Annotated in this window: 18 protein-coding genes; 12 read left to right on the top strand and 6 right to left on the bottom strand. The window is 71.1% G+C overall.

Translation table 11 applies throughout. The annotated features are described in order from the left end of the window. Positions 1-719: 719 nt before the first annotated feature. Complete coding sequence (locus ABFJ78_RS13905; protein WP_436386448.1) at positions 720-1,841, top strand: threonine synthase; 1,122 nt, start codon at positions 720-722, stop codon at positions 1,839-1,841. Then, positions 1,838-2,455 carry a helix-turn-helix transcriptional regulator gene (locus ABFJ78_RS13910; protein ID WP_436386449.1) on the top strand — a complete coding sequence of 206 codons (618 nt, stop codon included), beginning with the start codon at positions 1,838-1,840 and terminating at the stop codon, positions 2,453-2,455. The genes ABFJ78_RS13905 and ABFJ78_RS13910 overlap by 4 nt, the downstream gene beginning before the upstream one ends. On the opposite strand, the gene ABFJ78_RS13915 is transcribed toward ABFJ78_RS13910, so the two are convergent. Beyond that, entirely contained in the window at positions 2,443-3,837 is a 1,395-nt protein-coding gene (locus ABFJ78_RS13915; protein WP_436386450.1) for an amino acid permease, read from the bottom strand. The genes ABFJ78_RS13910 and ABFJ78_RS13915 overlap by 13 nt on opposite strands. A 172-nt stretch (positions 3,838-4,009) precedes the next feature. On the opposite strand from ABFJ78_RS13915, the gene ABFJ78_RS13920 reads away from it, so the two are divergent. The 3 genes from ABFJ78_RS13920 to ABFJ78_RS13930 all read left to right on the top strand — a co-directional run bounded on the left by ABFJ78_RS13920 (position 4,010) and on the right by ABFJ78_RS13930 (position 8,861). Next, complete coding sequence (locus ABFJ78_RS13920; RefSeq protein WP_436386451.1) at positions 4,010-4,915, top strand: glutaminase; 906 nt, start codon at positions 4,010-4,012, stop codon at positions 4,913-4,915. Positions 4,916-4,944: 29 nt separating this feature from the next. Then, positions 4,945-5,946 carry a LacI family DNA-binding transcriptional regulator gene (locus ABFJ78_RS13925; protein ID WP_436386453.1) on the top strand — a complete coding sequence of 334 codons (1,002 nt, stop codon included), beginning with the start codon at positions 4,945-4,947 and terminating at the stop codon, positions 5,944-5,946. Between the two features lie 80 nt (positions 5,947-6,026). Then, complete coding sequence (locus ABFJ78_RS13930) at positions 6,027-8,861, top strand: glycoside hydrolase family 2 TIM barrel-domain containing protein (protein WP_436386454.1); 2,835 nt, start codon at positions 6,027-6,029, stop codon at positions 8,859-8,861. Positions 8,862-8,894: 33 nt separating this feature from the next. Here ABFJ78_RS13930 and ABFJ78_RS13935 read toward each other — a convergent pair whose 3' ends face one another. Continuing rightward, positions 8,895-12,560 (bottom strand): NB-ARC domain-containing protein, encoded by a 3,666-nt coding sequence (locus ABFJ78_RS13935; RefSeq protein ID WP_436386456.1) that lies wholly within the window; start codon positions 12,558-12,560, stop codon positions 8,895-8,897. A 387-nt stretch (positions 12,561-12,947) separates the two neighbouring features. Here ABFJ78_RS13935 and ABFJ78_RS13940 point away from each other — a divergent pair, with 387 nt between their 5' ends. Next, on the top strand, positions 12,948-13,541 hold the full coding sequence (locus ABFJ78_RS13940; RefSeq protein ID WP_436386458.1) for a hypothetical protein: 594 nt from the start codon (positions 12,948-12,950) through the stop codon (positions 13,539-13,541). 19 nt (positions 13,542-13,560) lie between these two features. Here the strand turns inward: ABFJ78_RS13940 and ABFJ78_RS13945 are convergent, their stop codons facing one another. Further along, entirely contained in the window at positions 13,561-14,256 is a 696-nt protein-coding gene (locus tag ABFJ78_RS13945; protein WP_436386459.1) for a TetR family transcriptional regulator, read from the bottom strand. Positions 14,257-14,345: 89 nt separating this feature from the next. Between ABFJ78_RS13945 and ABFJ78_RS13950 the strand changes: the two genes are divergently transcribed. The 4 genes from ABFJ78_RS13950 (at position 14,346) to ABFJ78_RS13965 (ending at position 18,814) form a co-directional block, all read left to right on the top strand. After that, positions 14,346-15,473 (top strand): FAD-dependent monooxygenase, encoded by a 1,128-nt coding sequence (locus tag ABFJ78_RS13950; protein WP_436386460.1) that lies wholly within the window; start codon positions 14,346-14,348, stop codon positions 15,471-15,473. 33 nt (positions 15,474-15,506) lie between these two features. Further along, the gene (locus ABFJ78_RS13955; protein WP_436386461.1) at positions 15,507-16,037 is read left to right on the top strand and encodes a PadR family transcriptional regulator; all 531 of its coding nucleotides are present in this window, start codon (positions 15,507-15,509) and stop codon (positions 16,035-16,037) included. Positions 16,038-16,381: 344 nt separating this feature from the next. Next, on the top strand, positions 16,382-17,041 hold the full coding sequence (locus ABFJ78_RS13960; protein ID WP_436386462.1) for an ABC transporter ATP-binding protein: 660 nt from the start codon (positions 16,382-16,384) through the stop codon (positions 17,039-17,041). Positions 17,042-17,044: 3 nt separating this feature from the next. Beyond that, positions 17,045-18,814 carry an FtsX-like permease family protein gene (locus tag ABFJ78_RS13965; protein ID WP_436386464.1) on the top strand — a complete coding sequence of 590 codons (1,770 nt, stop codon included), beginning with the start codon at positions 17,045-17,047 and terminating at the stop codon, positions 18,812-18,814. 3 nt (positions 18,815-18,817) lie between these two features. On the opposite strand, the gene ABFJ78_RS13970 is transcribed toward ABFJ78_RS13965, so the two are convergent. Continuing rightward, positions 18,818-19,495 (bottom strand): NUDIX hydrolase, encoded by a 678-nt coding sequence (locus ABFJ78_RS13970; protein ID WP_436386466.1) that lies wholly within the window; start codon positions 19,493-19,495, stop codon positions 18,818-18,820. A 76-nt stretch (positions 19,496-19,571) separates the two neighbouring features. Between ABFJ78_RS13970 and ABFJ78_RS13975 the strand changes: the two genes are divergently transcribed. Together ABFJ78_RS13975 and ABFJ78_RS13980 are read left to right on the top strand one after the other, a co-directional pair. Then, a complete protein-coding gene (locus tag ABFJ78_RS13975) occupies positions 19,572-20,573 on the top strand; it encodes an SPFH domain-containing protein (protein ID WP_436386467.1) in 1,002 nt (333 codons plus the stop codon). Beyond that, positions 20,570-21,439 carry a hypothetical protein gene (locus tag ABFJ78_RS13980; RefSeq protein ID WP_436386469.1) on the top strand — a complete coding sequence of 290 codons (870 nt, stop codon included), beginning with the start codon at positions 20,570-20,572 and terminating at the stop codon, positions 21,437-21,439. Before ABFJ78_RS13975 ends, ABFJ78_RS13980 begins: the two co-directional genes overlap by 4 nt. A gap of 46 nt (positions 21,440-21,485) precedes the next feature. On the opposite strand, the gene ABFJ78_RS13985 is transcribed toward ABFJ78_RS13980, so the two are convergent. Both ABFJ78_RS13985 and ABFJ78_RS13990 read right to left on the bottom strand, forming a co-directional pair. Continuing rightward, on the bottom strand, positions 21,486-23,708 hold the full coding sequence (locus ABFJ78_RS13985) for a glycoside hydrolase family 15 protein (RefSeq protein ID WP_436386471.1): 2,223 nt from the start codon (positions 23,706-23,708) through the stop codon (positions 21,486-21,488). A 190-nt stretch (positions 23,709-23,898) separates the two neighbouring features. Then, entirely contained in the window at positions 23,899-24,594 is a 696-nt protein-coding gene (locus ABFJ78_RS13990) for a TetR/AcrR family transcriptional regulator (RefSeq protein WP_436386472.1), read from the bottom strand.

Consider the following 24,594-nt stretch of genomic DNA (forward strand, 5'->3'; position numbering starts at 1 on the left):
AGCGGGTTCGCACCGCCGCCGTCAACAACCCACCACGAATTCGTCGTGCTGGTTCAGAAAATTCCGGATGGACCAGCCGGATGACGCAAGAATTTAACGCCGCCGTCACGTTCCGCCGGTCGGGAAGACGCGCCGCGGCGGGCACGACGGCCCGGACCTGCGACCTCCCTGGCACACACCACCAGATGGGGCAAGCCTTCTCACCCGGCGGACGCAGTGTGACTGACCACACCGGACCACGACGACCGGCGGTCCCGTCGTTTCCCGCGCACCCCGCAAAGCGCCGTGCCGGTAAAAACCGCCACGACGAACGAACCCTCCCGCAATGCGGAATCCGGCGAATTGCGGATTGGGCGTCCACTATTCTCCCGGCAGTTTTACCCACAGTCGAAAGTAGTACCCGGACCCACGCCGGATTCGCGTCGCCGGAACTCGCGCGTCCACTGTGGATTCCCGGATGTGCCGGGTTCGTCGTGCTCACGCGATCTCGCGCGCTCCGGTCCCGGGCCACCCCGCGACCGGCGGCACCGGCCTTGACCAGTACGACTCCGGGTATTCAGCCGGACACCATCGGTACCTCCACTCCCCGCGCCCCACGCTCGCCGACAAGAATTTTCCACTCTCCGGTGACAGATTTTCCTTAGAAGAAGCTGAAAGCGTTTCGCATACTCACCGGTAACGCTGGACGTATCGTCTATACTTAGACCCTCTGTCCAAGCGTGGAGGTGGTCGTGGAGTACTGGTACGCCGACGAGCGGTCGGGGACGCGTTACCCCGGCGACCCGCTGCGGTGGCGCGGCGACGACGGCGCGCCCCTGACCGTCGCCCCGCTCACCGGCCTCACCCCCGGCGACGTCGACACCGGCGCCCGGTCGCTCTGGCGGTACCGGGCCGCCCTGCCCGGCGACCTGCGCCCGGTCTCGCTCGGCGAGGGCTGCACCCCGCTGGTCCCGCGGCCGTGGGGCGACGGCGACGTCCGGTTCAAGCTCGAGTGGTTCAGCCCGACCGGCAGCTTCAAGGACCGCGGCTCCAGCGTGATGATCTCCGCGCTGGCCGGCGCCGGCGTCACGGAACTGCTGGAGGACAGTTCCGGTAACGGCGGGTCGTCGGTCGCCGCCTACAGCGCCGCGGCCGGGATCGCGGCCACCGTGCTCGCTCCCCAGGGGACGTCACCGGCGAAGGTCCTGCAGGCCCGCGCGTACGGCGCCGACGTCGAACTGGTCCCCGGCACCCGCGACGACACCGCCGCCGAGGCCGTCCGCCGCTCGGCGCGCACCACCTACGCCAGCCACAACTGGCACCCCTTCTTCCTGCAGGGCACCAAGACGCTGGCGTACGAACTGTGGGAGGACCTGGGCTTCCGCGCGCCGGACGCCGTCGTCACGGTGGCCGGCGCCGGCAGCATCGTGCTGGGCTGCGACCTCGGGTTCGGGGAACTGCTCGCTGCCGGGTCGATCACCCGGCGGCCGCGCCTGCTGGTCGCCCAGCCGCGCAACTGCTCCCCCGTCGACGCCGCCTTCCACGACCGGGAGCCGCCGCCGTTCGCCCCGACCGTCGCCGAGGGGACCGCCATCCGGCAGCCGGTCCGCCTCCCGGAGGTCGTCGCGGCGATCCGCCGGTCCGGCGGCGACACCGTCGCGATCGAGGAGGACGCCATCGCCGCCGCGGCGCGCCGGCTGGCGTCGCTGGGCCTCTACGCGGAACCGACCAGCGCGACCGCCGCCGCGGCCGTGGACGTCTTCCGCGCGCGGGGCGCCATCCGCCCCCGCGAGACGACCGTCGTCGTCCTCACCGGGTCCGGCCTGAAGGCGGCCGACAAGCTGCGGGAGCTGATCGGATGACCGAGGACGAACTGCTGCTGCGCGAGGCCGGAAAGATCGCGCAGGCCGTGGGCCGGATGTTCCCGGGACTGTGCGAGGTCGTGCTGCACGACCTACGCGACCCGGCCCACGCCGTGCGCGCGATCGAAGGCGGCCTGTCCGGGCGGGTGGTCGGCGATCCGGCGACCGAGCTCGGCCTGGCCCGGATCGCCGACCCCGGTTTCCCGGACGTGCTGCAGAACTACCCGAACCGCTTCCCGGACGGCCGGCCGGCGAAGAGCACGTCGATCGGCATCCGCAACGCGAGCGGCGAGTACGTCGCGGCGCTGTGCCTCAACCTCGACGTCTCGCTGCTCGGCTCCGCGGCCCGTGCCTTGACGCGGCTGGCCCGCACCGACGAACCGGCCCCGCTGACCGAGTCGCTGCGGGCCCGCACCGGCGACGAGCTGCGCGCGCTGGTCGAGGACTACGCGACCGAGCGCGGCCACACCCCGCGCAGCTTGCCGCCGACCGCGAAGAAGGACCTCGTCCGGACGCTCAAGGAGCGCGGGTTCCTGGAGCTGAAGAACGCGGTGCCGGCGCTGACCGACCTGCTCGGGATCTCCCGGGCCAGCGTCTACAACTACCTGCGCTGAGCGGCGGGTTCCCGCCGCTTCGCCACGAACCGCCAGCCCACCGCGAGGACCACGACCAGCACCGGGATCGAGTAGAACGCGACCTTCTCCGCGCCGTCGGAGAAGCCCATCAGGACGACGACCAGAGCCAGGAACGCCAGCGTCGCCCAGCCCGAGTACGGCGCCCACGGCATCCGGTACGACGGCCGCTCCAGCTCGCCGCGCAGCGCGGCCTGGCGCAGGCGCAGCTGGCAGAACACCAGCGTCGCCCAGGTCGTGATCACCCCGAGGGAGGCGATCGCGATCGCGATGTCGAACGCGTCCTTGGGCACCAGGTAGTTCAGCACCACGCCGAGCAGGTAGGCAACGGAGGTGAACAGGATGCCGCCGTACGGCACGTGGCGGCTGCTCATCCGGCTGACGAACGACGGCGCCTCGCCCTTTTCGGCCAGCGAGCGCAGGATCCGGCCGGTCGAGTAGAGCCCGGAGTTGACGCTGGAGAGCGCCGCGGTCAGCACGACCGCGTTCATGACGTCGCCGATGCCCGGGATGCCGAGCCGGCTGAACACCGTCACGAACGGGCTCTCGTCGCCGTTGTAGAACGGCCACGGCAGCAGCATCGCGAGCATCAGCACCGACCCGACGTAGAAGACGCCGATCCGCCACACCACACCGTTGATCGCCTTCGGCAGCACCTTGCGGGCGTCCTTCGTCTCGCCGGCCGCGATGCCGACGACCTCGATGGCCGAATAGGCGAAGATGACCGCCTGCAGCGTCATCAGCGCGACGCCGATGCCCGCCGGGAAGAATCCACTGTGGCCGGTGAGGTTGTGCACGCCGGCGGGGGTGCCGCCGATGTCGGCGCTCGTGAACACGAGACCGAGCGCGGTGACCAGGAAGACGACGATGGCCAGCACCTTGACCACCGAGAACCAGAACTCCAGCTCGCCGAACAGCTTGACGCTCAGCAGGTTCACCGCGAGCAGCACGCCGAGGGCGACCAGCGCGGTGATCCACTGCGGCACGTCCGGCAGCCACTTGTGGACGTAGATCGCGACCGCGGTGATCTCCGCGATCCCGGTCATGGCCCAGTTCACCCAGTACATCCAGCCCGAGGCGAACCCGGCCCACGGGCCGATGAACTTCCGCGCGTAGGTGACGAAGCTGCCGGAACTGGGCTCGTGCAGGACGAGCTCGCCGAGCGCGCGCATCACGAAGTAGGCGGCCACCCCGCAGATCGCGTAGGACAGGACCAGCGACGGACCGACCTGGTGCAGCTTGCCGCCGGCGCCGAGGAACAGCCCGACGCCGATCGCGCCGCCGATGGCGATCATCTGCACTTGGCGGTTGCCCAGTGCTTTCGAGTAGCTTTCACCTTTTTCGGTGAGGAGCGAGGAATCCATGGTTGCCAGACGCTAGAGGTTGTGCGGCAAGTCACCAAGCAGGCTAAGGAAGACTTAAGGTGTGCCGGAGATCACCACCCGCTTTCGTTGGTGCTGACTGGTTTCGATTTGACACGGCGATTTGACAGGGCCGCCGTGCGACCCGCCGGCCGCGGCTTCTAAGCTCCCCGCCGTGGACCTCGCGGCGCTGCTGGACCGGATCGCCGGCGACGTCGCGCCCGAGGTCGGCCGCGGCGCCGTCGCGGACTACATCCCCGCCCTGGCGCGGATCGAGCCGCGCGCGTTCGGCATGGCGGTGGCCGAAGTGGACGGTGCGCTGCACGGCGTCGGCGACTGGCGGCGGCCGTTCTCGGTGCAGAGCATGTCCAAGGTGTTCACCCTCGCGCTGGTCCTCTCGCGCGGTGACGGCGTGTGGACGCGGGTCGGGCGCGAGCCGTCCGGCGACCCGTTCAACTCCCTGGTGCAGCTCGAACACGAGGACGGCATCCCGCGCAACCCGTTCGTCAACGCGGGCGCGCTGGTGGTGACCGACGAGCTGGCCCGCCACGGCGACGCGGCCGACGCGCTGCTCGCCTTCCTGCGCGAGGAGAGCGGGCGGCCGGACATCGACATCGACCCCGAAGTGGCCGCGTCGGAGGCGGGGCACGCCGACCGCAACCGCGCGCTCGCCTACTTCATGGCGTCCTACGGCAACATGCGCCACCCGGTGCCGTCGGTGCTCGACCAGTACGTCCGCCAGTGCTCGATCGCGATGAGCTGCGCGGACGTCGCGCGCGCGGCGCTGTTCCTGGCCCGGCACGGCATCCGCAACGACGGCAGCCGGCTGCTGGACCTGAGCGCGGCGAAGCGGATCAACGCGGTGATGCTGACGTGCGGCACCTACGACGCGGCCGGCGAGTTCGCCTACCGGGTCGGGCTGCCGGGCAAGAGCGGGGTCGGCGGGGGCATCCTGGCGATCGTCCCCGGCCGGTGCGCGGTCTGCGTGTGGAGCCCCGGCCTGGACGCCCGGGGCAACTCGGTGGCGGGCGTGTCGGCGCTGGACCGCTTCACCACCCTGACCGGCTGGTCGATCTTCTAGCGCCCCGTCACGGCGGGCATACTCGACGGATGTCCTCGAGCACCGAACCCCGGCGGGTGACGATCCACGACGTCGCCCGCTCGGCCGGGGTGTCGCGGCAGACCGTCTCGCGCGCGCTGAACGACAAGGCCGAGATCGACGGCTCGACCAAGCAGCGCGTCCTCGACGCCGCCCGGGAGCTCGGCTACCGGCCGAGCCGGTTCGCCCGCGGCCTGGTCCGGCCGGACACCACCACGATCGGCTTGGTCGTGCCGGACCTGCTCAACCCCTTCTTCACCGAAGTCGCCTCCGGGGCGCTGGCGGCCGCCCGGTCGCGCGGCTGGCACGTCGTCGTCTACGACACCGCCGGCGACGCCGAACAGGAGCTCGCCACGCTGCGGGTCATCGGCACCCAGGTCGACGCCGTCGTCGGCTACTTCAGCCGGTCCGAAGAGGACCTCGACCGGTTCACCCCCGGCATCCCGGTGGTGCTGCTCGGCCGCGAGCCGCGCCTGCCGCGGTTCAGCGGCATCCCGATCGACGGCGAGGACGGCGTCCGCGAGGCCGTTGCCCACCTCGCCGGGCGCGGGCACCGGCGGATCGGGATGCTCGACGACGACGGGCCCGAACCCAGCGTCCGGCAGCTCTGGTTCCGCCGGGCCGCCGCCGAGCACGGCCTCGCGGTCGCGCCCGGGTGGATCGCGCGCGCCGCCCAGACCGTCGACGGCGGCGGCGCGGCCCTCGCGAGCCTGCTCGCCGCCCACCCCGACGTCACCGCCGTGTTCGCCTTCAACGACGTCATCGCCATCGGCGCCCTGCGCGAGGCCCGCCGGTTCGGCCTGCGCGTCCCGGCCGACCTCGCGGTGATCGGCTTCGACGGGCTCACCCTCGGCACCCTCGTCGACCCGGAGCTCTCCAGCGTCGCCATCGACACCCGCGCGCTCGGCGCGCTGGCCGTCGAGCAGACGACGCGGCTCGTGACCGGTGCCGCGCCCCTCGAGCCCGGTGAGCTGATCGTCCGCGCCCGGCTCCACCTGCGGGAATCCGCCTGATCCCTTGACACGCCCGCTCGGCGGTCCGCACACTTCAGCCGTTCCCGTGAACGTTCACGGGAACGCTCACGGGAGGTGTCATGGCGTACGTCGAAGACCCGGGTCCGGGCTACGGCTCAGTGGCTCCGCGCGCGGCCTTCGGCTCCGACGCGCCGGCGTTGTCGTTGACCGGCGCTTGGCGGTTCCGGCTGTCGCCGAGCCTCGCCGCCGCTCCCCCGGACGTCGCCGATCCCGCGTTCGACGACTCCGCGTGGGCCGAGCTGCCGGTGCCGTCGCTGTGGCAGCTGCACGGGCACGGCAAGCCCGCCTACACCAACGTGCACTACCCGTTCCCGGTCGACCCGCCGCACGTGCCGTCGGAGAACCCGACCGGTGACCACCGGCTGCGGTTCGACCTGCCCGACGACTGGCCGGCCGGGTCGGCGCTGCTGCGCTTCGACGGGATCGACTCGTGCGGCCGGATCTGGCTCAACGGGACCGAGCTCGGTGTCACGAAGGGCAGCCGGCTGCCGGCGGAGTTCGAGGCCGGTTCGCTGCTGAAGCCGCGCGGCAACGTCCTGGTGGTGCGCGTGCACCAGTGGTCGGCCGGCAGCTACCTCGAAGACCAGGACATGTGGTGGCTGTCCGGGATCTTCCGGGCGGTCACGCTGCTCGCCCGGCCGGCCGGCGGCATCGGCGACTTCTTTGTCCACGCCGACTACGACCACAGGACCGGGCTGGGCACGGTCCGCGTCGAGACCGGCCCGGACGTCGTGCTGGACATCCCGTCGCTGGGCGTAGCCGGGCACCCGGCCGGAACGCCCCTGGAACTGCCCGTCGAGCCGTGGAGCGCCGAGACGCCGAGGTTGTACGAGGGCACGCTGTCCACTGTGGCCGAACGCGTGCCCGTCCGGATCGGGTTCCGGACGGTGACGATCGAGGACGGGCAGCTCAAGGTCAACGGACGGCGCCTGCTGCTGCGCGGGGTCAACCGGCACGAGCACGACCCGCGGACCGGGCGGGTCGTCTCGCGGGAGACCGCGCTGGCCGACGTCCTGCTCATGAAGCGGCACCACGTCAACGCCGTCCGGACCAGCCACTACCCGCCGGATCCCGCGTTCCTCGACCTGTGCGACGAGTACGGCCTGTGGGTCATCGACGAGTGCGACCTGGAAACGCACGGCTTCGGGCCACTCGGGTGGGACCGCAACCCGAGCTCCGAACCGATGTGGACGGACGCCTACCTCGACCGGATGCGCCGCACGGTGGAGCGGGACAAGAACCGCCCCAGCGTGATCCTCTGGTCGCTGGGCAACGAAAGCCACACCGGCGACAACCTCGCGCGGATGGCGGAGTGGGTGCGCGAACGCGATCCGAGCCGGCCGGTGCACTACGAGGGCGACCACGACTGCTCCTACGTGGACGTCCACAGCCGCATGTACGCGACACCGTCCGAAGTGGAGCAGATCGGACGTCGCGAGGACGGCAACGAGCGTCGCCGCGACCTCCCGTTCATCCTGTGCGAGTACGCGCACGCCATGGGCAACGGGCCCGGCGGGCTGCTCGAATACCGCGCGCTGTTCGAGCGGTACCCGAACTGCCAGGGCGGGTTCGTCTGGGAGTGGATCGACCACGGCCTGGCCGCGCCGGGCCACTTCGCCTACGGGGGCGACTTCGGCGAGCCCATCCACGACGGCAACTTCGTCATCGACGGCCTGCTCTTCCCGGACCGGACGCCGTCGCCGGGGCTGACGGAGTTCGCGAAGATCATCGAGCCGGTCCGGATCGACGCGGACCCGGCCGGCATCCGGGTGTCGAACCACTACGACTTCGCAGACACCGGGCACCTGACGTTCACCTGGGTCCTGGAAGACGAGGGAATCGGCGTCGCGGACGGGGTTCTCGATGTGCCGATCGTCCACTCCGGACAGAGCGTCTCGATGCCACTGCCGTCGTTGCCGCCGACCCGCGGCGAGTCGTGGCTGACCGTCTCGGCGTCGCTGACGGCCGGGACGGCGTGGGCGCCCGCCGGGCACGTCGTCGGCTGGAGTCAGCTGCCGATATCGCCGGCGCCGTCCCGTGCGTTGCCTCCGTCGCGGGGTCCGGTGTTCCGCACGTCCGGACGGCTCATCCTCGGCGCCGGCGAGTTCGACCCGGCGACCGGCACGCTGACGACGCTCGGCGGGCACCCGGTGCGGGGCCCACGGCTGGACGTCTGGCGCGCCACGACGGACAACGACCGCGGCTCGTCGCCCGGACCGTCCGACGCGTCGCAGTGGCTGGCGGCGGGACTGCACCGGATGCAGCACCGGGTGATCGCGGTGGACGCCGACGGCGACGAACTGGTGGTGCGCACCCGCGTCGCCCCGCCGGCCCAGCCGTTCGGCCTGTTCGCGGACTACACGTGGACAGCCTTCGACGGCGGCCTGCGGCTGCGGGTCGACGTGACCCCCGACGGCGAGTTCCCGGGCACGCTCCCCCGGCTCGGCCTGGCGATGGCGGTCCCGGGCACGTTCGGTACGGCCGAGTGGTTCGGCGGCGGCCCCGGCGAGGCGTACCCGGACAGCCGCCAGGCGGCGCGGATCGGCCGGTTCTCGAGCAGCGTCGACGGCCTGCAGACGCCGTACGTCTTCCCGCAGGAGAACGGCAACCGGACGGACGTGCGCTGGGTCCGCCTGACGAACCCGGACGGAACGGGCCTGCGCGTCGACGGCGATCCGACGTTCGACTTCACGGCCCGCCGCTGGACGGCGGCCGCTCTGGAGGCGGCGCGGCACACCGACGAGCTGGAGTCGGGATCGCTGGTCCACGTGACCCTGGACGTGGCTCACCACGGCCTCGGGACGGCGGCCTGCGGGCCCGGCGTGCTGCCGGCGTACCGGCTGGTGCCGCAGAAGACGTCGTTCGCCCTGTCCTTCCGGCCCGTGGTGAAGTGACCGGCACCGGCCAGGTTCGTTTCACGGCGAGAACTAGCCCGGCCAGAAGTCGAAAACGCAGACACCCGAGGAACCCATGACCGTGATGGCACGTCCTCGCAAAGCCCAGGCACAGCTTTGCGGCCGCATCTCTACGCGCATCATGGCCAGCGGGGCGCCTGTCACCGCGTCCCACACCCGCAAGGAGCGATCAGGCGAGACACTCGCCAAGCGATTTTCGTAGGGCACGATCTCCACGTCACCGCTCTCGTGTCCAGTGAGCGTCGCCCGCTTGTGCGCCGTCACCACGTCCCAGATCCGGATCGTCCCGACCGCATCGACGCTGGCGAGCCACTTACCATCTGAGCTCGCCACAAGGCGAGTCACCCAGAGCACATGACCAGGGAGTTCGGCTCTCAAGGCGCCAGTGGCGGCATCCCAGAGCCGGACAGTTTCACCGACCGAGCCCGCGACCCACGCGCCGTCCGGACCTGTCACCAGACGGTCGACTGCCTCGCTCTTCGTGAGCCTTGTCAGCCGCAGTCCGCTTGCCACCTGCCAGATCTGGACGGCCTTCGCGCTCGCCGTGACCAGGTGGCTCCCTCCGTTACCTGCCACGAGTGCCCGAGGCCGCTCGTTGTCGCCCCGAAGCCTCGCCTTTTCCTTGCCTGTCCAAACGTCCCAGATCCGCACCCGTCGGTGATTACCGACCACCGCGATCCAGTGGTGACCCACAGCGAGTACCGGCAGACCCTTTGTGTTGGTGGGCACACGAGTAAGTTCCCGCCCGCTCGGGACGTCCCAGACCAGGATTGTCTCCCCGTATACTCCGGCGACCCAACGGCCATCAGGTGCGACGACCAAGGTGAGCAGTTCACCAAGTTGGCCGGCACCGGTCAGCTGTCGCTTCTGCTTACCGGAGTCCACATCCCAGACCCGGAGGCCGCCGTCGGCGTCGGCGGTCGCGATCCAGCTGCCGTCGGGGGCGACAACGGAAGCGGTAAGGGTGATCCGGTTTTCGAGGTGGTGTAAGCGCTGACGGCTGACCTGAGTATCCCAGATGCGTACCGTACCGTCGTGAGCGGCGCTGGCCAGCCAGCTTCCGTCCGTCGCAGTCTCCAGAGCTCGCACGTCGTTGCTGTGGCCAAGGAACCGGGCACGCTCTGCGCCGGTGTCCACGTCCCACATCCGCACGGAATGGTTTTCTCCCGCAGCCGCGACCCAGGCCCCGTGGGGATCCGCGACTAGCGCGCCTGTCGTCGGCGCACCCGAGAACCGCACCTTTTCCCGACCGCTCTGCATATCCCAAACCTGCACCGAATCGTCGTCACAACCGGCGGCGAGCCAAGCTCCGTCCGGGGCGGCCACGAGTGCACTACCCGAGTTGGCGAAACCGGAGAGGTTCGGCCGCTGCGCGCGCGTGACGAGGTCCCAGAGCTGCGGTGTTCCGGTACCACACCCACTCGCAATCCAGCGCCCGTCCGGCCCGGGCACCAAGCCCACACCGTCGGTCGCATCGGCTACAGTGAACCTCCGGAGCTCCTCCCCGGTGCCTGGGTGCCAGATCCGCACGGAGCGGTCACGGGCGGCGCTAGCCAGCCAACGCCCGCCGAACCCGACGACCAACGCCGTGACCGGCGCGGTGTGCCCGGCGAGCACTGAACACTGGTCGCCGGTCGCCGAGTCCCACACCCGCACCTTCCAGTCTTCGGTGACGGTCGCGAACCACGTACCGTCCGGGGCGACGGCCAAGGGGCTCGCGTACCTGGGGTGACCATCCAGACCGTAGCGTTGCCGACCCGTTGCCGTGTCCCAGACCCGGACCGTCCAATCACCGGCCGCGGTCACGAACCAGCTGCCGTCGGGAGCGACGACCATCGCAGTGACGGGACGAGTGTGGCCGACGAGCTTGACCCGTTCGGAGCCGGTCACAACGTCCCAGGCGATGACCGAATTGTCTCCGCAAGCAGCTGCGATCCAGTTTCGCTTCGGCACGGCCGCGAGCACCGGTGACGAAGTGACTCCGGCGTAGATCACGCGGCGTAAGCCAGGATCCGGCAGATCCGGCAGCGGCCAGCGGTTGACGATCCGCGGATGCGGACTTGCGCGGGCCAGCTGGTCGGCCTGGCGCTCCCAGTCCGTTCCGTGTGCGACGCGGCTGAAGAGGATATCGATACGGCTGTATTCCGGATCTGTCGGCGCCAGCAGGTGCGCGCTCTGACCAAGCAACAAGGCCAGTCGACGGCAGCGGGACGAGCCGATCTGATTGAGGTCCATGTATGGACCGAGCGGCCCGGCCTGGCCAAGACGTGTCGCAATCCAGCGGAGATCGGTGGCCACGTGTTCAGCTTCAGCAGGCAGCCCGGCCGACAGCAGGTGTTCGACCACGTGGTCCCGAAGGTACCGGTCGGTCCGGCTGAGTTCCCACCAGGCCGTCCGCCCTCCTTCGCGCGGAAGGTCCGCAGCCGCTGCGCGAACCAGCACCCCAGTAAGCTCACTGATTCGGCCCCTGCCAGACTCTTCGAGCTCCTGCCGCAGAAAGTCGCGGACAACGTCATGGATCGTGACTGTGCCACCGGCCGCGTTCAGCAACGCCAGATCGTGCAACTGCGCGCATAACGCCCGGGCCGCGGTGAGGTCCAATTGCCCGGTCACCGCCCAGAGCTTGCAAATCAACGTCACAGGGATCGTTTCGTCCTCGGCGAAGACCCCCAGCTCCAGAAATCTGATTCGTGCCACCTCCGGCAGCAGGCCCCGGCTAGCTTCGATCGTGGCAGTGACCGCGCGGCGCCGTTGCTCCGGATCGTTGACATCGAGCAGTTCGTGTGCGGCCCCAGTCAGTTCGTCGATGTGCACCGGACCAGCTCGGTGCAACCGCTTCAGAAGGTCCGCCGTAACGCGGCCGATGTCGGGCTCTGTCGCGTACTGGCCAACGAGAACTTTGTTGACGAGCCTGAGAAGAAGTGGCCACCGTCCGGTCCAGGCCACAAGGTCGTGGACCAACGTCGGTGGTATTGCCGGAAGACCGACGCAGACCAGCTCGGTGGCCTGTTCCGCAGTCACCTGGTCCACTCGGACCGGAACACAGTCATCGACCAGTGATGTCAGTCGCGTGGTGATCAATCGCTTGCAACGGAGTCCACCGAGTGGAAATGCGGTGAGCTGCTCGGGGTACCACACGTCGTCGAGGATCAGCAGCCGACGCGGTCCCGCTGCGAGCACGGCGGCAAGGTATTCGCCGGCCTGCTGCGGATCGGTGAACGACGGCGACTCCTTGGGATCCAGCTGGCTGAGCAACTGGTTGACCTTTGCCGTGATCGCGGCCTTCGATCGGACATCGCGCCCCAGCGTCACCCAATAGATTCCGCCGTCGAAGTGGTGTCGGATGCGCCGATCGGCCCGCACCAGCTTGGCGACCGTCGTCTTACCGAACCCTCCCGCACCCTGGACCGCGGTTGTGATTCCGACAGACCTCCGAGCACGTCCGAGTAGCGCGTTGACGATCTCCTGCACCTCAACCGGACGATCGACGACCCACGACTCCAGCCGCTGCTCAGCCGGGATCGGTGTCGCCTGCCACCGTTCGTGGCGGCGTTGAACCCACCAAACGAGCAGCGTCAGCACCGCCGTCGCCAGCGTACTGCCGAAGACCCAGCGCAACGGGTGCGCCTGGATCGGACGCCACCACGCAGTGTCCGATGAGGTGGCCAGGTTTACCACGACAGCACCAACGGTCCCGGCTACAACGAGAAGGACGACCGCACCGAGCACAAGGGCGCGCGATCTCCATCGATGTGACAACCCGCGCCGCCTCCCGCTCTGCCTCGCTGCCGAATGATCGCCGCGAACATTTTGCCGGGCGGCGCCGATCAGCTTGAGAGCGGGCACGGACGAACCCTGGATTGTCCAAGATTTGTCCAGATGTAGTCGGGTTTCGAGGCTGACTAAGCGCCGCCTCATCGTTCAGATAGTCACGGAAGCGTGTCGATGCCATTCGGGCCACGGCTGCGTATAGCGTCCCGTGGCGGGTGGTGTCGCAAATTGAGACCCCGGGACGCTCCCGGATGCGGTGTCGTTGAGGTTCGACCGCCGACAGGAGCGTCCCGGATGACCCCTTCCACGACGACCCCCACGAGCGCCCGGCAGCTCGCGACGCCCGGCGCGCTCGGCCTGGCCGATCTCGTCGCGCTCTTCGACGACCTGCAGTTCACCCTCGAATGCTGCGAACGGCTGGTGGCCGAATTGGCACGCCCGCGGGTCGACGCGGTGGTCGTCGAGGCGCTCTGGGTGTCCGCGCTCAACGCCTACGCCCGCTGCTTCCGCACCGGCGACCGCGGCCTGCACCTGACGGTCGACGACGTCCAGGCCACCGGCGTGCCCGGTGAAGTCGCCGAGTGGCACGCGCTGCTGGGCCGGATCCGCGACTTCTCGATCGACGGGCCGGTCAACCCGCGCGAGGCCTACTCGGTCGGCGTCTCACAATCCTCGACCGGCGAGGCTTCGGGGGTGGTCATCACGTCGGCCGCGCGGCCGCTGGTGGACGAGGTCACGGTGAAGCAGACCGGGCGGCTGGCCTTCGAGCTGAGCCGGCTGGTGGACGAGCGGATCAAGGAACACCAGCAGACGGTCTTCGCGGCGGCGTCGAAGCTGACGCCCGCCCAGCTCTCGGCATTGCCCGAGATCGAAGTCGCGTCTCAATAAGTCTCATTAATTCGTCTCATTATTCCGCGCCCGGCAGGTGCCGGTAGATCGTGGCGCGGGAGACGCCCAGCGCTGCGGCGATGTCGGACGGCGGGTGGCCCGCGTCGTAGAGGCGCCGGGCCGCCTCGATCGTCTCCGGGCTCATCACCGGCGGCCGGCCGCGGCGGCCGCGCGGCCTGGCCTCCGGTTCCGGCACCGCGTACAGCCGGTCGACGCCATCGAGGACCGCGGCGCGCAGTTCGTCCGCCGGCGCGTCGGCGAACAGCACCACCGGGTCGCTGAGCATCGCGATCGCCTGCGCCGCGCGGACCCGGCCGGCCAGGTCCGCGTCCGGGCCCGCCACCAGCTGGTTCGCCTTGAGCATGCCGTCGCGGAAGCGGTCGAATACCGCCTTCGACGCCGTGAGCCCGAGGTCGCGCAGGTTCATCCGGAGCAGGTACCGGTGGCTCAGCCACACGTCCAGCAGTCCCTCGATCGCCGCGGCGCGCGGGGCGGCGGCGTCGGCGGCCTTGGTCATGGCCGTTTCGAGGTCGTCCAGCAGCGGCTCGGCCAGCGCCGTCACGATGTCCGCCTTGCCGGGGAAGTGGTACAGCACCGCGGTCTTGGTGACGCCGACGCGTTCGGCCAGCTCCCGGACCGACACCGCGTGGAAGCCGCGCTCGGAGAACTCCTCGAGCGCGGCGCGCAGGATCCGGGCGCGGGTGTCGTCGGTCATCGCCCGAGCCTAGCCGCTTGCCTGACCGTTGGACAGGAGCGTACGGTCGGGACTGACCGATGGTCAGGACCTTCGATGGGGGTTTCACCATGACCGAGCAGACCGTACTGATTTCCGGCGCGGGCGTCGCCGGGCCGACACTGGCGTACTGGCTGGCCCGCGCCGGCTTCCGGCCGACCGTCGTCGAGCGCGCCGCCGGGCTGCGCTCGAGCGGCAGCCCCGTCGACGTCCGCGGGCCGGCCTCGCGCGTCGCCGACCGGATGGGCATCACCGCGAAGCTGCGCGAGGCGAGCACCGCCGTGACGTCGCTGAAGTTCGTCGACGACACCGGGCGCCGGACCGGCCGCGTCGCGATGGGCGGCGACGGCGGCATCGAGCTGCCGCGCACCGACCTCGCGGCGATCCTGCACGAAGCCGCGCGCGAAGACGCGGAGTTCGTCTTCCACGACTCGATCACCGAGCTGAGCCAGGACGACGGCGGCGTCGACGTCACGTTCGAGCGGGGCGCTCCCCGGCGGTTCGACCTGGTGCTCGGCGCCGACGGCCTGCACTCGGGCGTGCGGCGGCTGGTGTTCGGGCCGGAGCACGCGTTCGTCGAGCACATGGGCGTCTACGTCGCGACGCTGCCGCTGGCCGACCCGCCCGCCGACCGCACCGAGCTGGTGATGTACAACTCGCCGGGCCGGGCGGTCGCGGTGCACCCGTCGCGCGGCCGCGGGATCGCCGCGTTCATGTTCCGCGGCGCCGCCGTGCCGGGGTTCGACCACCGGGACGTGGCGCTGCACAAGCGGATGCTCGCCGAGGCGTACGCGGGCGCCGGCTGGCGCGTGCCCGAGCTGCTGGAGCGCGTGCGCGAGGCCGGCGACCTGTACCTGGACTCGGTGAGCCGGGTGCGGATGGGCGGCTGGTCGTCCGGCCGGATCGCGCTGGCCGGGGACGCGGCGTCGTGCGTGTCGCTGTTCGGCGACGGCTCGACGCTGGCGATGGCCGGCGCGTACACCCTGGCGGAGGAGCTGGGCCGGCCCCCGGGCGACGCGGCGGCGGCGTTCCGCCGGTACGAGGCGGCGCACCGGAAGCTGGTGGAACCCAAGCAGCGCAATGTCTCCACGGCGGCGGCCCTGCTGATCCCGGCCACCCGCGGCGGCCTCGCGGCCCGCAACTTCGGCACGCGCCTGCTGCCGTTGGTCACGGCCGCACGGCGGCTGGCACCCGCTTGACACACCCTTTGGCTAACCGCTATCTATTGAGCTGTGCAGGACGTCGTGCTGGCTTTGCTGGCGAAGGAACCGTCGCACGGCTACGACCTGCGGCGGCGGCTGGTGTCGGCGCTCGGACCTGTTGGGGGATCGCTGAACGTGGGGCAGATCTACGTGACGCTCACCCGGCTCGAGAAGGCGGGGATGGTCGTCCAGGACCGGGAGGACGCACCGGTCCGCGGCCCGCGGCGCAAGGTGTACGCGCTGACCGCGGCCGGGCAGGAGCGCGTGGTGGCGTGGATGGCCGAGGGCGCCGGGCCGAAGGCGGACGTGGCGGAGTTCCACTTGAAGCTGGTGGCCGCGGCGGAGTCGGGCTTGGCCGACCCGCTGGCACTGGTGGACGGCCGGCGACGCGAGCTGCTTCGCAGTCTCGCCGACGCCCAGCACGCGGCGCTCGAGCATGACACGGACTCGGAAGCCGGCCTGCTCCTGGAGGGCATCACATTGCGGTGGCAGGCCGAGCTGCGCTGGCTGGAGGCGTGCGAGCGGACGTGGTCCGCCCGCGGGAAAGGCGGAAAGGCATGACGGGAGAAGGCCGGCTGACCGGGGGCCGCCCGCAGCCGACGGGCGCGGCCCGGCGGGGGCAGCGAACCCGCGCGGGAACGACCGGCCCCGCCCAGTCGCCGAGCGCAGGCGGTCCGGCACCGCGGACCGGTGCGGAAACGACCGGGCCCACCCACCCGCCAAGCGCGGATGAGCTGGCCCCGCGCACCCGCGCAGCAACCACCTATCCCGCACAACCGCCGCGCACGGCCGACCCGCGAAGTGGCGAGCAACCTTCCGCGCGCCGGCCCGCCGCGGAAACACCGGTCCTCCAAGCCATCGGGCTCACCCGCACCTACGGCCGCGCCGAGACGCTCGTCCGTGCCGTGGACGGCATCGACCTCGACGTCCCCGCGGGGCAGACCCTCGCCGTCACCGGGCCGAGCGGCTGTGGGAAGTCCACCCTCCTCCAGCTGCTCGGCGGGCTCGACCGCCCCACCCGCGGCCAGGTCCGGCTCGGCGGCCGCCGGATCGACCACCTCGGGGAACGCGCCCTCGCCCGCCTGCGCCGGCGGGCCACCGGGTTCGTCTTCCAGGACTTCCACCTCATGGACGAGCTGACCGCCGCCGAGAACGTCGAACTGCCCGCCCTGCTCGCCGGCGCCTCGCCGCGCACCGCCCGCTCCCGCGCCACCGCGCTCCTCGAGCGGGTCGGGCTCGGCGATCGCGCCCGCCACCTGCCGTCGGAACTCTCCGGTGGGCAGCGGCAACGGGTCGCCGTCGCGCGGGCGCTGGTCAACGAGCCCCTCGTCGTGCTCGCCGACGAGCCCACCGGGAACCTCGACAGCGCCGCGACCCGGGACATCCTCCGCCTCTTCGACGAACTGCGCGCCACCGGCCAGACCCTCGTCGTCGTCACCCACGACGACCGCGTCGCCGCCACCGCCGACCGCGTCGTCTCGCTTCGCGACGGCGCCCTCGTCGACGACACCCGCCTCGAGGGCGCCACGACCCCGCTCGGTGCGCTGCTGAGCTGGGAAGGCTGAGCGGTGGGACGCCTACTGCTCGTCTGGCGCCTCGCCGCGCGCGACCTGCGCCGCCGTCCCGGCGAAGCCGCGCTCTTCCTGATCGCCGTCACCGCCGCCACCGCCGCGCTGACCCTCGGCCTGGCGACCGGCAGCGCCGTGACGACCGGGTACGAGAACACCCGCGCGGCCACCGCCGGTCCCGACATCACCGTCATCACGACGGCCACCGATCCGGCGGACCTCGCCGGCCGCCTCGCGCGCACCCCCGGCGTCGCCGAGCAGGCCGATCCCGTCTTCGCGTTCGACGCCACCGTCGGGCTGCACGGCCGCGACGCGCACTCCTCGATCGAAGGGCGCGACGAGAAACCATCCACAGTGGACCGTCCACTCGTGACGGACGGCTCCTGGGTCCGGCCCGGCGGTGCGGTGATCGAACGCGGCTTCGCCGAGGTCTTCGGCGTCCACGTCGGCGACGACGTCACCCTCGGCGGCCGCGCCTACCCGGTCGTGGGGATCGCGATCAGCGCCGCCACCCCGGTCTACCCGTGGAGCGACTGGGCCCAGGGGGAAGGCCCGTCCGACCGGGGCGGCCGGATCTGGCTGACCACCGCCGACGCGAAAGCGGCCGTGGGTGACGCCACCGTCGTCCACCTGATCCACTTGAGACTGTCCGATCCGGACGCACCCACTCACTGGCGCGACACCGTGTTCGCCAAGGACAACCGGGGCGGCGACTGGGTCAACACGCACAACTGGCAGACCGTCCTGCGGACCGACACGAACATGATCAAGGACACCCGGCCGACGCTGATCGCCGGTGGCTGGCTGCTGGCCGCGGCCGCGATCGTCACCCTCGCCGCGCTCGCCGCCGTCCGCGCCGGCCGCGACAACCGGCGCGCGGGGCTGCTCAAGGCCGTCGGGGCCGGGCCGCGGACCGTGGCCGCCGTTCTCCTGGCGCAGTACCTGCTGCCGACCGCCGTGGCCACCGCGCTCGGCCTGACCGCCGGGACGCTGGCCGCGCCCGGGCTGGCCAACCCCAGCGCCGGCCTGCTCGTCACCACTCAGCCGCCGGGCACGGGCACCGTGGTCGCCGTGGTTCTGCTCGCCACGCTGGTGGTCCTGACCGCGACGGCCGGGCCCGTCCTGCGGGCCGCCCGGACCAGCACCGTCCACGTGCTGGCCGAGCCGGCCCACCTGATCACGCGCCACCCGCGGCTGACCGCGCTGACCGCGTACCTGCCCACCTCGCTCCTGGTCGGCGTCCGGCTGCTCGCCCGCCGGCCGGGCCGATCCGCCTTGACGGCGCTCGGGACCGGGGCCATCAGTGTCACGATCTCCGCGCTGCTCGCCTTCCGCACCGCCGTCGCGCACGACACCGGTACGGGGCTGACCGATCCCGCGATGGCCGCGGTGAACACCCGGATCGGCCAGGTCGCCATCGGCGTCACCGTGGCCTTGACAGCGCTTTCCGTGCTGAACACGGTGTTCGTCGGGTGGAGCAGCGCGGTCCAGGCGCGGCACGCGCTGGCCATCAGTCGGACCTTCGGCGCTACGCCCGGCCACGTCGTCGCGGCGCTGTGCACCGCGCAGCTCCTGCCCGCCGCGCCCGCGGTGCTCGCCGGCATCCCGGGCGGGATCGCGTTGTACGGGTTCTTCAACCCGAAGTTCGCCACTCCCCCGCTGCCGGCCCAGCTCGTCGCCGCGCTCGGCGTGCTGCTGGCGGTCGGCGTGCTCACCGCGCTGCCCGCCTGGGCGCACACCCGCCGGCCCGCCGGACGTGCCCTGGCCTGAGCGTCACGCGCGCAACATCGGCGGGTACAGCAACTCCGCTTTCCCGCGCCGGTAAAGCTGGGCCGGCCGGCCGCCGTCGCGGGCGGTCGTGCGCCCGGTCGGCTCCAGCAGGCCCTCGGCGCCGGTGACCTTGCGGTGGAAGTTGCGGGGGTCCAGCCGCGTGTCCCACACCAGCTCGTACACCCGCCGCAGCTCCGCGACCGTGAACTCCGGCGCGCAGAACGCCGTCGCCAGCGGCGAATACTCGAGTTTCGCGCGGGCGCGTTCCACCCCGTCCGCGAGGATCCGGTCGTGGTCGAACGCCAGGTGCTCGCGGGTCAGCGTCCGCACCGGTGTCCAGCGCGCCTCCGCCGCGTCCGTGCCCGCGCTCGGGGTCGGCAGGTCCGGCGCCAGCGCCAGGTAGGCGACGGTGACCACGCGCATCCGCGGGTCCCGGTCCGGGGCGCCGTAGCCGGCGAGCTGTTCGATGTGGACGGTCCCCGGCGCGAGCCCGGTCTCCTCCGCCAGCTCGCGGCGCGCCGCGTCCGAGAGGTCCTCGTCCTCGCGGACGAAGCCACCGGGGAGCGCCCACTCCCCCTCGTACGGCTCGACTCCCCGGCGCACGACCAGGGCGCACAGCTCGTCCCCGGTGAGCGTGAGCACGACGAGGTCGACGGTTACGGCGAACGGCGGGTGACCCATGCCACGACTGTAATCGTCATCTTGACGATTAGCCACCTGGCCACATATCGTCACCTCGACGATAAGAGGAGGGCTCATGGCCGACATCGACCGCCGCTTCGGGTTCCGTCACCTGCGCGGCGCCCCGACCGTGCACATCCGCCACTACCGCCGCGGCAAGCTCGCGCACGACGGCGTCGGGCTGTCGTTCTGGTACCGGCCGCTGACGGCGGTCGTCTCGGAGGTCCCGGTCGACGACCGCGAGCTGCCGCTGCTGTTCCACGCCCGCACGGCCGACTTCCAGGACGTCACCGTCCAGCTCGCGCTGACGTTCCGGATCGAGGACCCGGCGCTGGCCGCGCAGCGCATCGACTTCTCCATCGACCCGGACACCGGGCGCTGGAGAAGCGATCCCCTCGCCCAGATCAGCGGGCTGCTCACCGAGAACGTCCAGCAGTACGCCGTGGAGGTGCTGACCCGCATCGACCTCGCGACCGCGCTGGTCGACGGCGTGAGCGCGGTCCGCGACCGGATCCGCGCCGGGCTCGCCGAGGAGGACACCCGGCTCGCGCAGACCGGCTCCGCCGTCGTCGACGTCCGCGTCGTCGCGATCCGGGCCGAGCCGGAGGTCGAGAAGGCGTTGCAGACGACCGCGCGGGAGAAGGTCCAGCAGGAGGCCGACCGGGCGACGTTCGAGCGACGCGCGCTGGCCGTCGAACGCGAGCGCGCGATCGGCGAAAACGAGCTGCAGAACCAGATCGAGCTGGCCCGGCGCGAAGAGCAGCTGGTCGCCCAGCGCGGCGCGAACGCCCGTCGCCAGGCCGAAGAGGCCGCGGCGGCGAGCCGGATCGAGACCGAGGCGCAGGCCTCGCGCAAGGAACGCCTGACGCTCGTGGAAGCCGAAGGCAAGCGCGCGCTCGGCGAGGCGGAAGCCGCCGGGGAAGCCGCGCGGCTGGCCGCGTACCGCGACCTGCCCGAGGGCGTCCTGACCGGACTGGCGCTGAAGGAGCTGGCCGGCAACCTCCCGCAGATCGACAGCCTGACGGTGACGCCGGACCTGCTCGCGCCGCTGCTGACGAAGCTGGGCGTGCGGTCGTGAGCCTCGCCCCGCGCGTCGTGCTGGTGCACCGGCGCACCGAGCTGGCCGAGCTGCTCGCCCGGCACGGCACGCGCGGGCAGGCGGAGTTCTTCCTGCGCACGCGCGGGCGGGACCTGGCCGAGGTGACCGAGGCGGACGCCGCCGTGCGCGCGGCACTCGCCGCCGCGTCGGCGGCCATCCCGCTCGACTGGCGCCGCGGCGAGGTCGAACGGGCGGACCTCGACCGGTTCCTGTTCACCCCGGAGGACGTCGTCGTCGTGGTCGGCCAGGACGGGCTCGTCGCGAACGTGGCCAAGTACCTCGACGGCCAGCCGGTGGTCGGGATCGCTCCGGGCGCGCCCGGAGTGCTCGTACGGCATCCACCGGCGGCGGTCGCGGACCTGGTGCGGTCCACCGGCGACGTCGAGCACCGCACGATGGCCGAGCTCACCGCCGACGACGGCCAGCGACTGCTCGCGCTCAACGAGATCTACCTGGGACACGCCGGGCACCAGACGGCCCGCTACCGGCTGGGGGTCGGTAGCGGGCCGGCCGAACGCCAGGCGTCGTCGGGAATCCTCGTCGGGACGGGCACCGGCGCCACCGGCTGGTGCGGCTCGGTGTGGCGCGAACGCGGCAGCGCGCTGCGGCTGCCCGCGCCCGGCGAGGCCCGGCTCGTCTGGTTCGTGCGCGAGGCGTGGCCGTCGCCGACAACGGGGACCTCGTGCACCGAAGGGGAACTGACGCGGGCGCCGCTGACGGTCGAGGTGGAGTCCGACCGCCTGGTCGCGTTCGGCGACGGCCTCGAAACCGACACGGTCGCCCTCACCCGCGGCCAGACGGCGACCTTCGTCCCGGCGGCGAAGACCGTCCGCCTGGTGCGGTGACGCGCCGGTCCGGCACACCGAGGGGGCGTGCCGGACCGGCGGGTCATCAGGTGCCGTAGCGGGATTTCACGATCGACGGCGTGTCGAGGTTGTGGCCCGCGTCCATGCTCTGCGCGAGCCGCAGGTACTGGCCCTCGGCCCACATCAGCGGACCCGCGCTGCCCGTCGGGCGGCCCAGGCCGAAGCAGCCGACGTCCGCGCGATCCCAGACCTGCTCGGGGACGAAGTAGCCGTCGTTGGCCGAGTCCGCCATGGACTTCAGGTAGACCGCGGCCGAGCGGCCGTTGGCCAGTTCGTACTGCCCGCGCTCCCCCGACAGCACCGGCCACAGCCGGCCGAACCGCCGGCTGCCGTTGGCGGGCCAGCCGGTGCAGTTCGCCGTGCTCTCGCCGTAGTTGTCGTGCGGGTAGCGGTGGAAGTAGACGTCGCCGTTGGGCAGCGTGACCTGCACCGACGAGTTGCCGTCGGACGCGGCCGCCGTGGGCGCGACCGAGTTCGCGATCGTCGCGTCGGCCGCCGGGCGGATGCCGAGGCGGACGAGGTCGAGGAACCCGAAGTCGGTGACGTCGTGCTCGTAGAAGCAGCCTTCGTCGAAGCAGATCGTCGCGCCGTCGTTGGGGCTTCCCGCGCGGTCGAGGCGTTCGTAGTAGGTGTGGCCGCCCCAGTAGCCGGATGTCGTGACCGTCCAGCCGGCCAGGGAGTTGCGCCAGGAGTCCGCTGTGGACTCCCACGACGTCGCGCTCACCGTGTCGCCGTTGGCCCGGGCGATCGCGCCCGCCGCGATCAGGCCGGCGATCTCGGCGGCTATCGACGACGGGGATTTCCCGTACTGCTCCTCCCACCGTTCGGTGGTGTCCGGGCCGGTCGAGGCTATGTGGTTGGCCGTCGTCTTCACCTTGGCGTACGTCGACCCGTCGGTGAGGCCCGTCAACCACGCCAGCAGGATCGCGTCCGCGTCCTGGTCGAGTTGTTCGCAGCAGCCGAGTTGCTGGGCGCTGGCTCCGTTCACCCCGGACACCGGGCTGTAGCGGGGGAAGGACCCAGCCGGGTACGTCATGCCGTCGCCCGCGGTCGGGCTGCCGATCCACTGGGAGTTCCAGAGGAACTGGGCCATCCGCTTGGCCTGGGCGGTGTCGCCGGCGGCCAGGAGACCGGTCGCCTGCTGGTAGAGGTCGCGGCCCCAGACGCGGTGGTAGCCGTCGTTCAGCTGGTCGCCGTTCGTGAAGTTGCCCCAGGGCGTTGCCAGGCCGGCGACGCTTGCTCCGGGGTGTTGCTTGTCTTCGGCCGTCTTGAGCGCCATTGCCGCGACGTAGTAAGCGCGACGTCGTTGGGTGTCCCCCGAGACGCTTGCCGGTGCGGGTTTCAGGCTGTTCACGTATGAGTTCCAGCCACTGCGATAGGACGTTGCTATCGCCGAGAAGCCGGTGCTGAGCGAGCCGGTCGCGTTCGAGGTCGCCGCTGTCGCTGTGCTGCCGTAGCCGAGGGCGACCGTGAACGTCGTGTCCGTGCCTACCGGGATCTGTCCACACTGGACCGCGTTGCCCGTGCCGGAGAGGTTGTCGAACTGGTTGTTCAGGTTCTTGTCGGCTCGCAGGTCCGTCAGGCAGTCGCTGGCCGCGCCCGCGTAGCCGTTGTCGTGCGCCGTGAAGCCGGTGGAGACCCGCAGGGCTTGCACCACGGTCGTGGCCGTGCCGCCGAACAGCGTCTCGGTTCCGCTCGCCACGAGACCGGTGCCGTCCCACCATGCGTTGTCGTTGGCGCCGCCGCCGGCCATTGACGGGTTGGCCAGGAGGTAGAGCCGGTAGGTGCCGCCGTCCAGGGACTGGAAGCGGGTGTTCGTGATCAGGGTTGCCCGGGCCGGGTCTGTCACGTAGTCCGTGGTGATCCGGTACTTGCCGCTCTTCGCCGTGTTCGTGACGGTGTACTGGAGCGCCTTCTCGTCGGGCATCGTCACCACGTGGTTGGTCGCGTCGCGCTCGAGGTCCACGAAACTGGTGCCGTCGGTGATCACGTACTGCATGTCCTGGATGTTCGGGACGTCTGCCCGGGGGTAGAAGACTTCCGATGTCACGCCGTCGGCGACCGTGAACCACACCGGGCTTCCGGTCGTCGTCGACGTGCCCAACGCCGACTTGTTGCCCGTTGCCCAGGAGGCCCCTCCGCCGCAGCAGTCCGTTGCCGTGCCCGTTGCCTGGGCTGTCGCCGGGATTGTCGCGGTTAGCAGGATTGCTGCTCCGGTGCAGGCCAGGATCGCTTTCCACCTGATCATTCGGGGCCTCCGACGGCGTTGTCGTCCATATGTTGTTGGCCGCAACATATTGGGTCACGGGTCGGTGACAAGCAATGTCCGATGGGACTGGATCGATACAGCCCACCGACGGATGGGTTAAGGCTGTTCTCGCTTGGTCCCTCGCTTGGGTCCCGGGTTCTACCCGGTGCGGGTTCTCGACAGGCCTCGCTTATGCGTCCGCTATGCGGTCCAGCCACTCCGCCATCAGCACCCGCTCGGCCTGGGTCAGTGCCGCTGCGCCGTCGAGGCCCGCTCGCAGCGCGATTGCTCGTTCCGGGAGATTTGAGCCCTTCGGCTCCTCCGTGCCTGTCAGGATTCGGGTCAGTACCGTCTCCCTTGCCGTTGTCGACAGCTCTGGGTCGCGGTCGCTCTCCGGGGTTGCTATCAGGGACAGGACCACTCCCATTCCTGTTGCGTGCACCAGCCTTGCCGCTCGCTCGACGCTTACCCTCAGCCTCCCCGCCTCCGCTACGCGCTCGACGATGCTTCGCAGCATCGCCTCCGCCTCCTGCGCCGCCGGGGATGTGCGGCCCTGGCGTGCGTCGCCGTACATCAGCACGTAGAACTCCGGGCGGGACAGTCCGAACTCGATGTGCAGGTCCCAGCCTCGGCGGAGGTCTTCGACCGCGTCGCCCGTCGAGCCCAGTGCTCGCTTGCTCGTCAGGTACTCGTCGAACCCGTACGCCGCCACCGCGTCGAGCAGGCCGTCCTTGTCTCCGAACAGGCGGTACAACGCCGGTGGCTGGACGCCCGCCGCCGCGCTCACCGCGCGTGTTGACAGGCCGTCGCGGCCTTCTGCCACCAGCAGTGCTGCCGCCGCCTCGAGGATGCGCGCCCTGGTGTCCACCGCCGTCTTCGTTGCCAT

It is taken from the genome of Amycolatopsis sp. MEPSY49, from assembly GCF_051337345.1.
In the GTDB taxonomy this organism is placed as follows: Bacteria; Actinomycetota; Actinomycetes; order Mycobacteriales; family Pseudonocardiaceae; genus Amycolatopsis.

Bases quoted from the DNA above. Each gene is read 5' to 3' on its own strand.
- ABFJ78_RS13940 (WP_436386458.1), top strand. From the start codon at position 12,948: ATGACCCCTTCCACGACGACCCCCACGAGCGCCCGGCAGCTCGCGACG.
- ABFJ78_RS13970 (WP_436386466.1), bottom strand. From the start codon at position 19,495: ATGGGTCACCCGCCGTTCGCCGTAACCGTCGACCTCGTCGTGCTCACG.
- ABFJ78_RS13925 (WP_436386453.1), top strand. From the start codon at position 4,945: ATGTCCTCGAGCACCGAACCCCGGCGGGTGACGATCCACGACGTCGCC.
- ABFJ78_RS13985 (WP_436386471.1), bottom strand. From the start codon at position 23,708: ATGATCAGGTGGAAAGCGATCCTGGCCTGCACCGGAGCAGCAATCCTG.
- ABFJ78_RS13910 (WP_436386449.1), top strand. From the start codon at position 1,838: ATGACCGAGGACGAACTGCTGCTGCGCGAGGCCGGAAAGATCGCGCAG.
- ABFJ78_RS13915 (WP_436386450.1), bottom strand. From the start codon at position 3,837: ATGGATTCCTCGCTCCTCACCGAAAAAGGTGAAAGCTACTCGAAAGCA.
- ABFJ78_RS13950 (WP_436386460.1), top strand. From the start codon at position 14,346: ATGACCGAGCAGACCGTACTGATTTCCGGCGCGGGCGTCGCCGGGCCG.
- ABFJ78_RS13975 (WP_436386467.1), top strand. From the start codon at position 19,572: ATGGCCGACATCGACCGCCGCTTCGGGTTCCGTCACCTGCGCGGCGCC.
- ABFJ78_RS13930 (WP_436386454.1), top strand. From the start codon at position 6,027: ATGGCGTACGTCGAAGACCCGGGTCCGGGCTACGGCTCAGTGGCTCCG.
- ABFJ78_RS13945 (WP_436386459.1), bottom strand. From the start codon at position 14,256: ATGACCGACGACACCCGCGCCCGGATCCTGCGCGCCGCGCTCGAGGAG.
- ABFJ78_RS13990 (WP_436386472.1), bottom strand. From the start codon at position 24,594: ATGGCAACGAAGACGGCGGTGGACACCAGGGCGCGCATCCTCGAGGCG.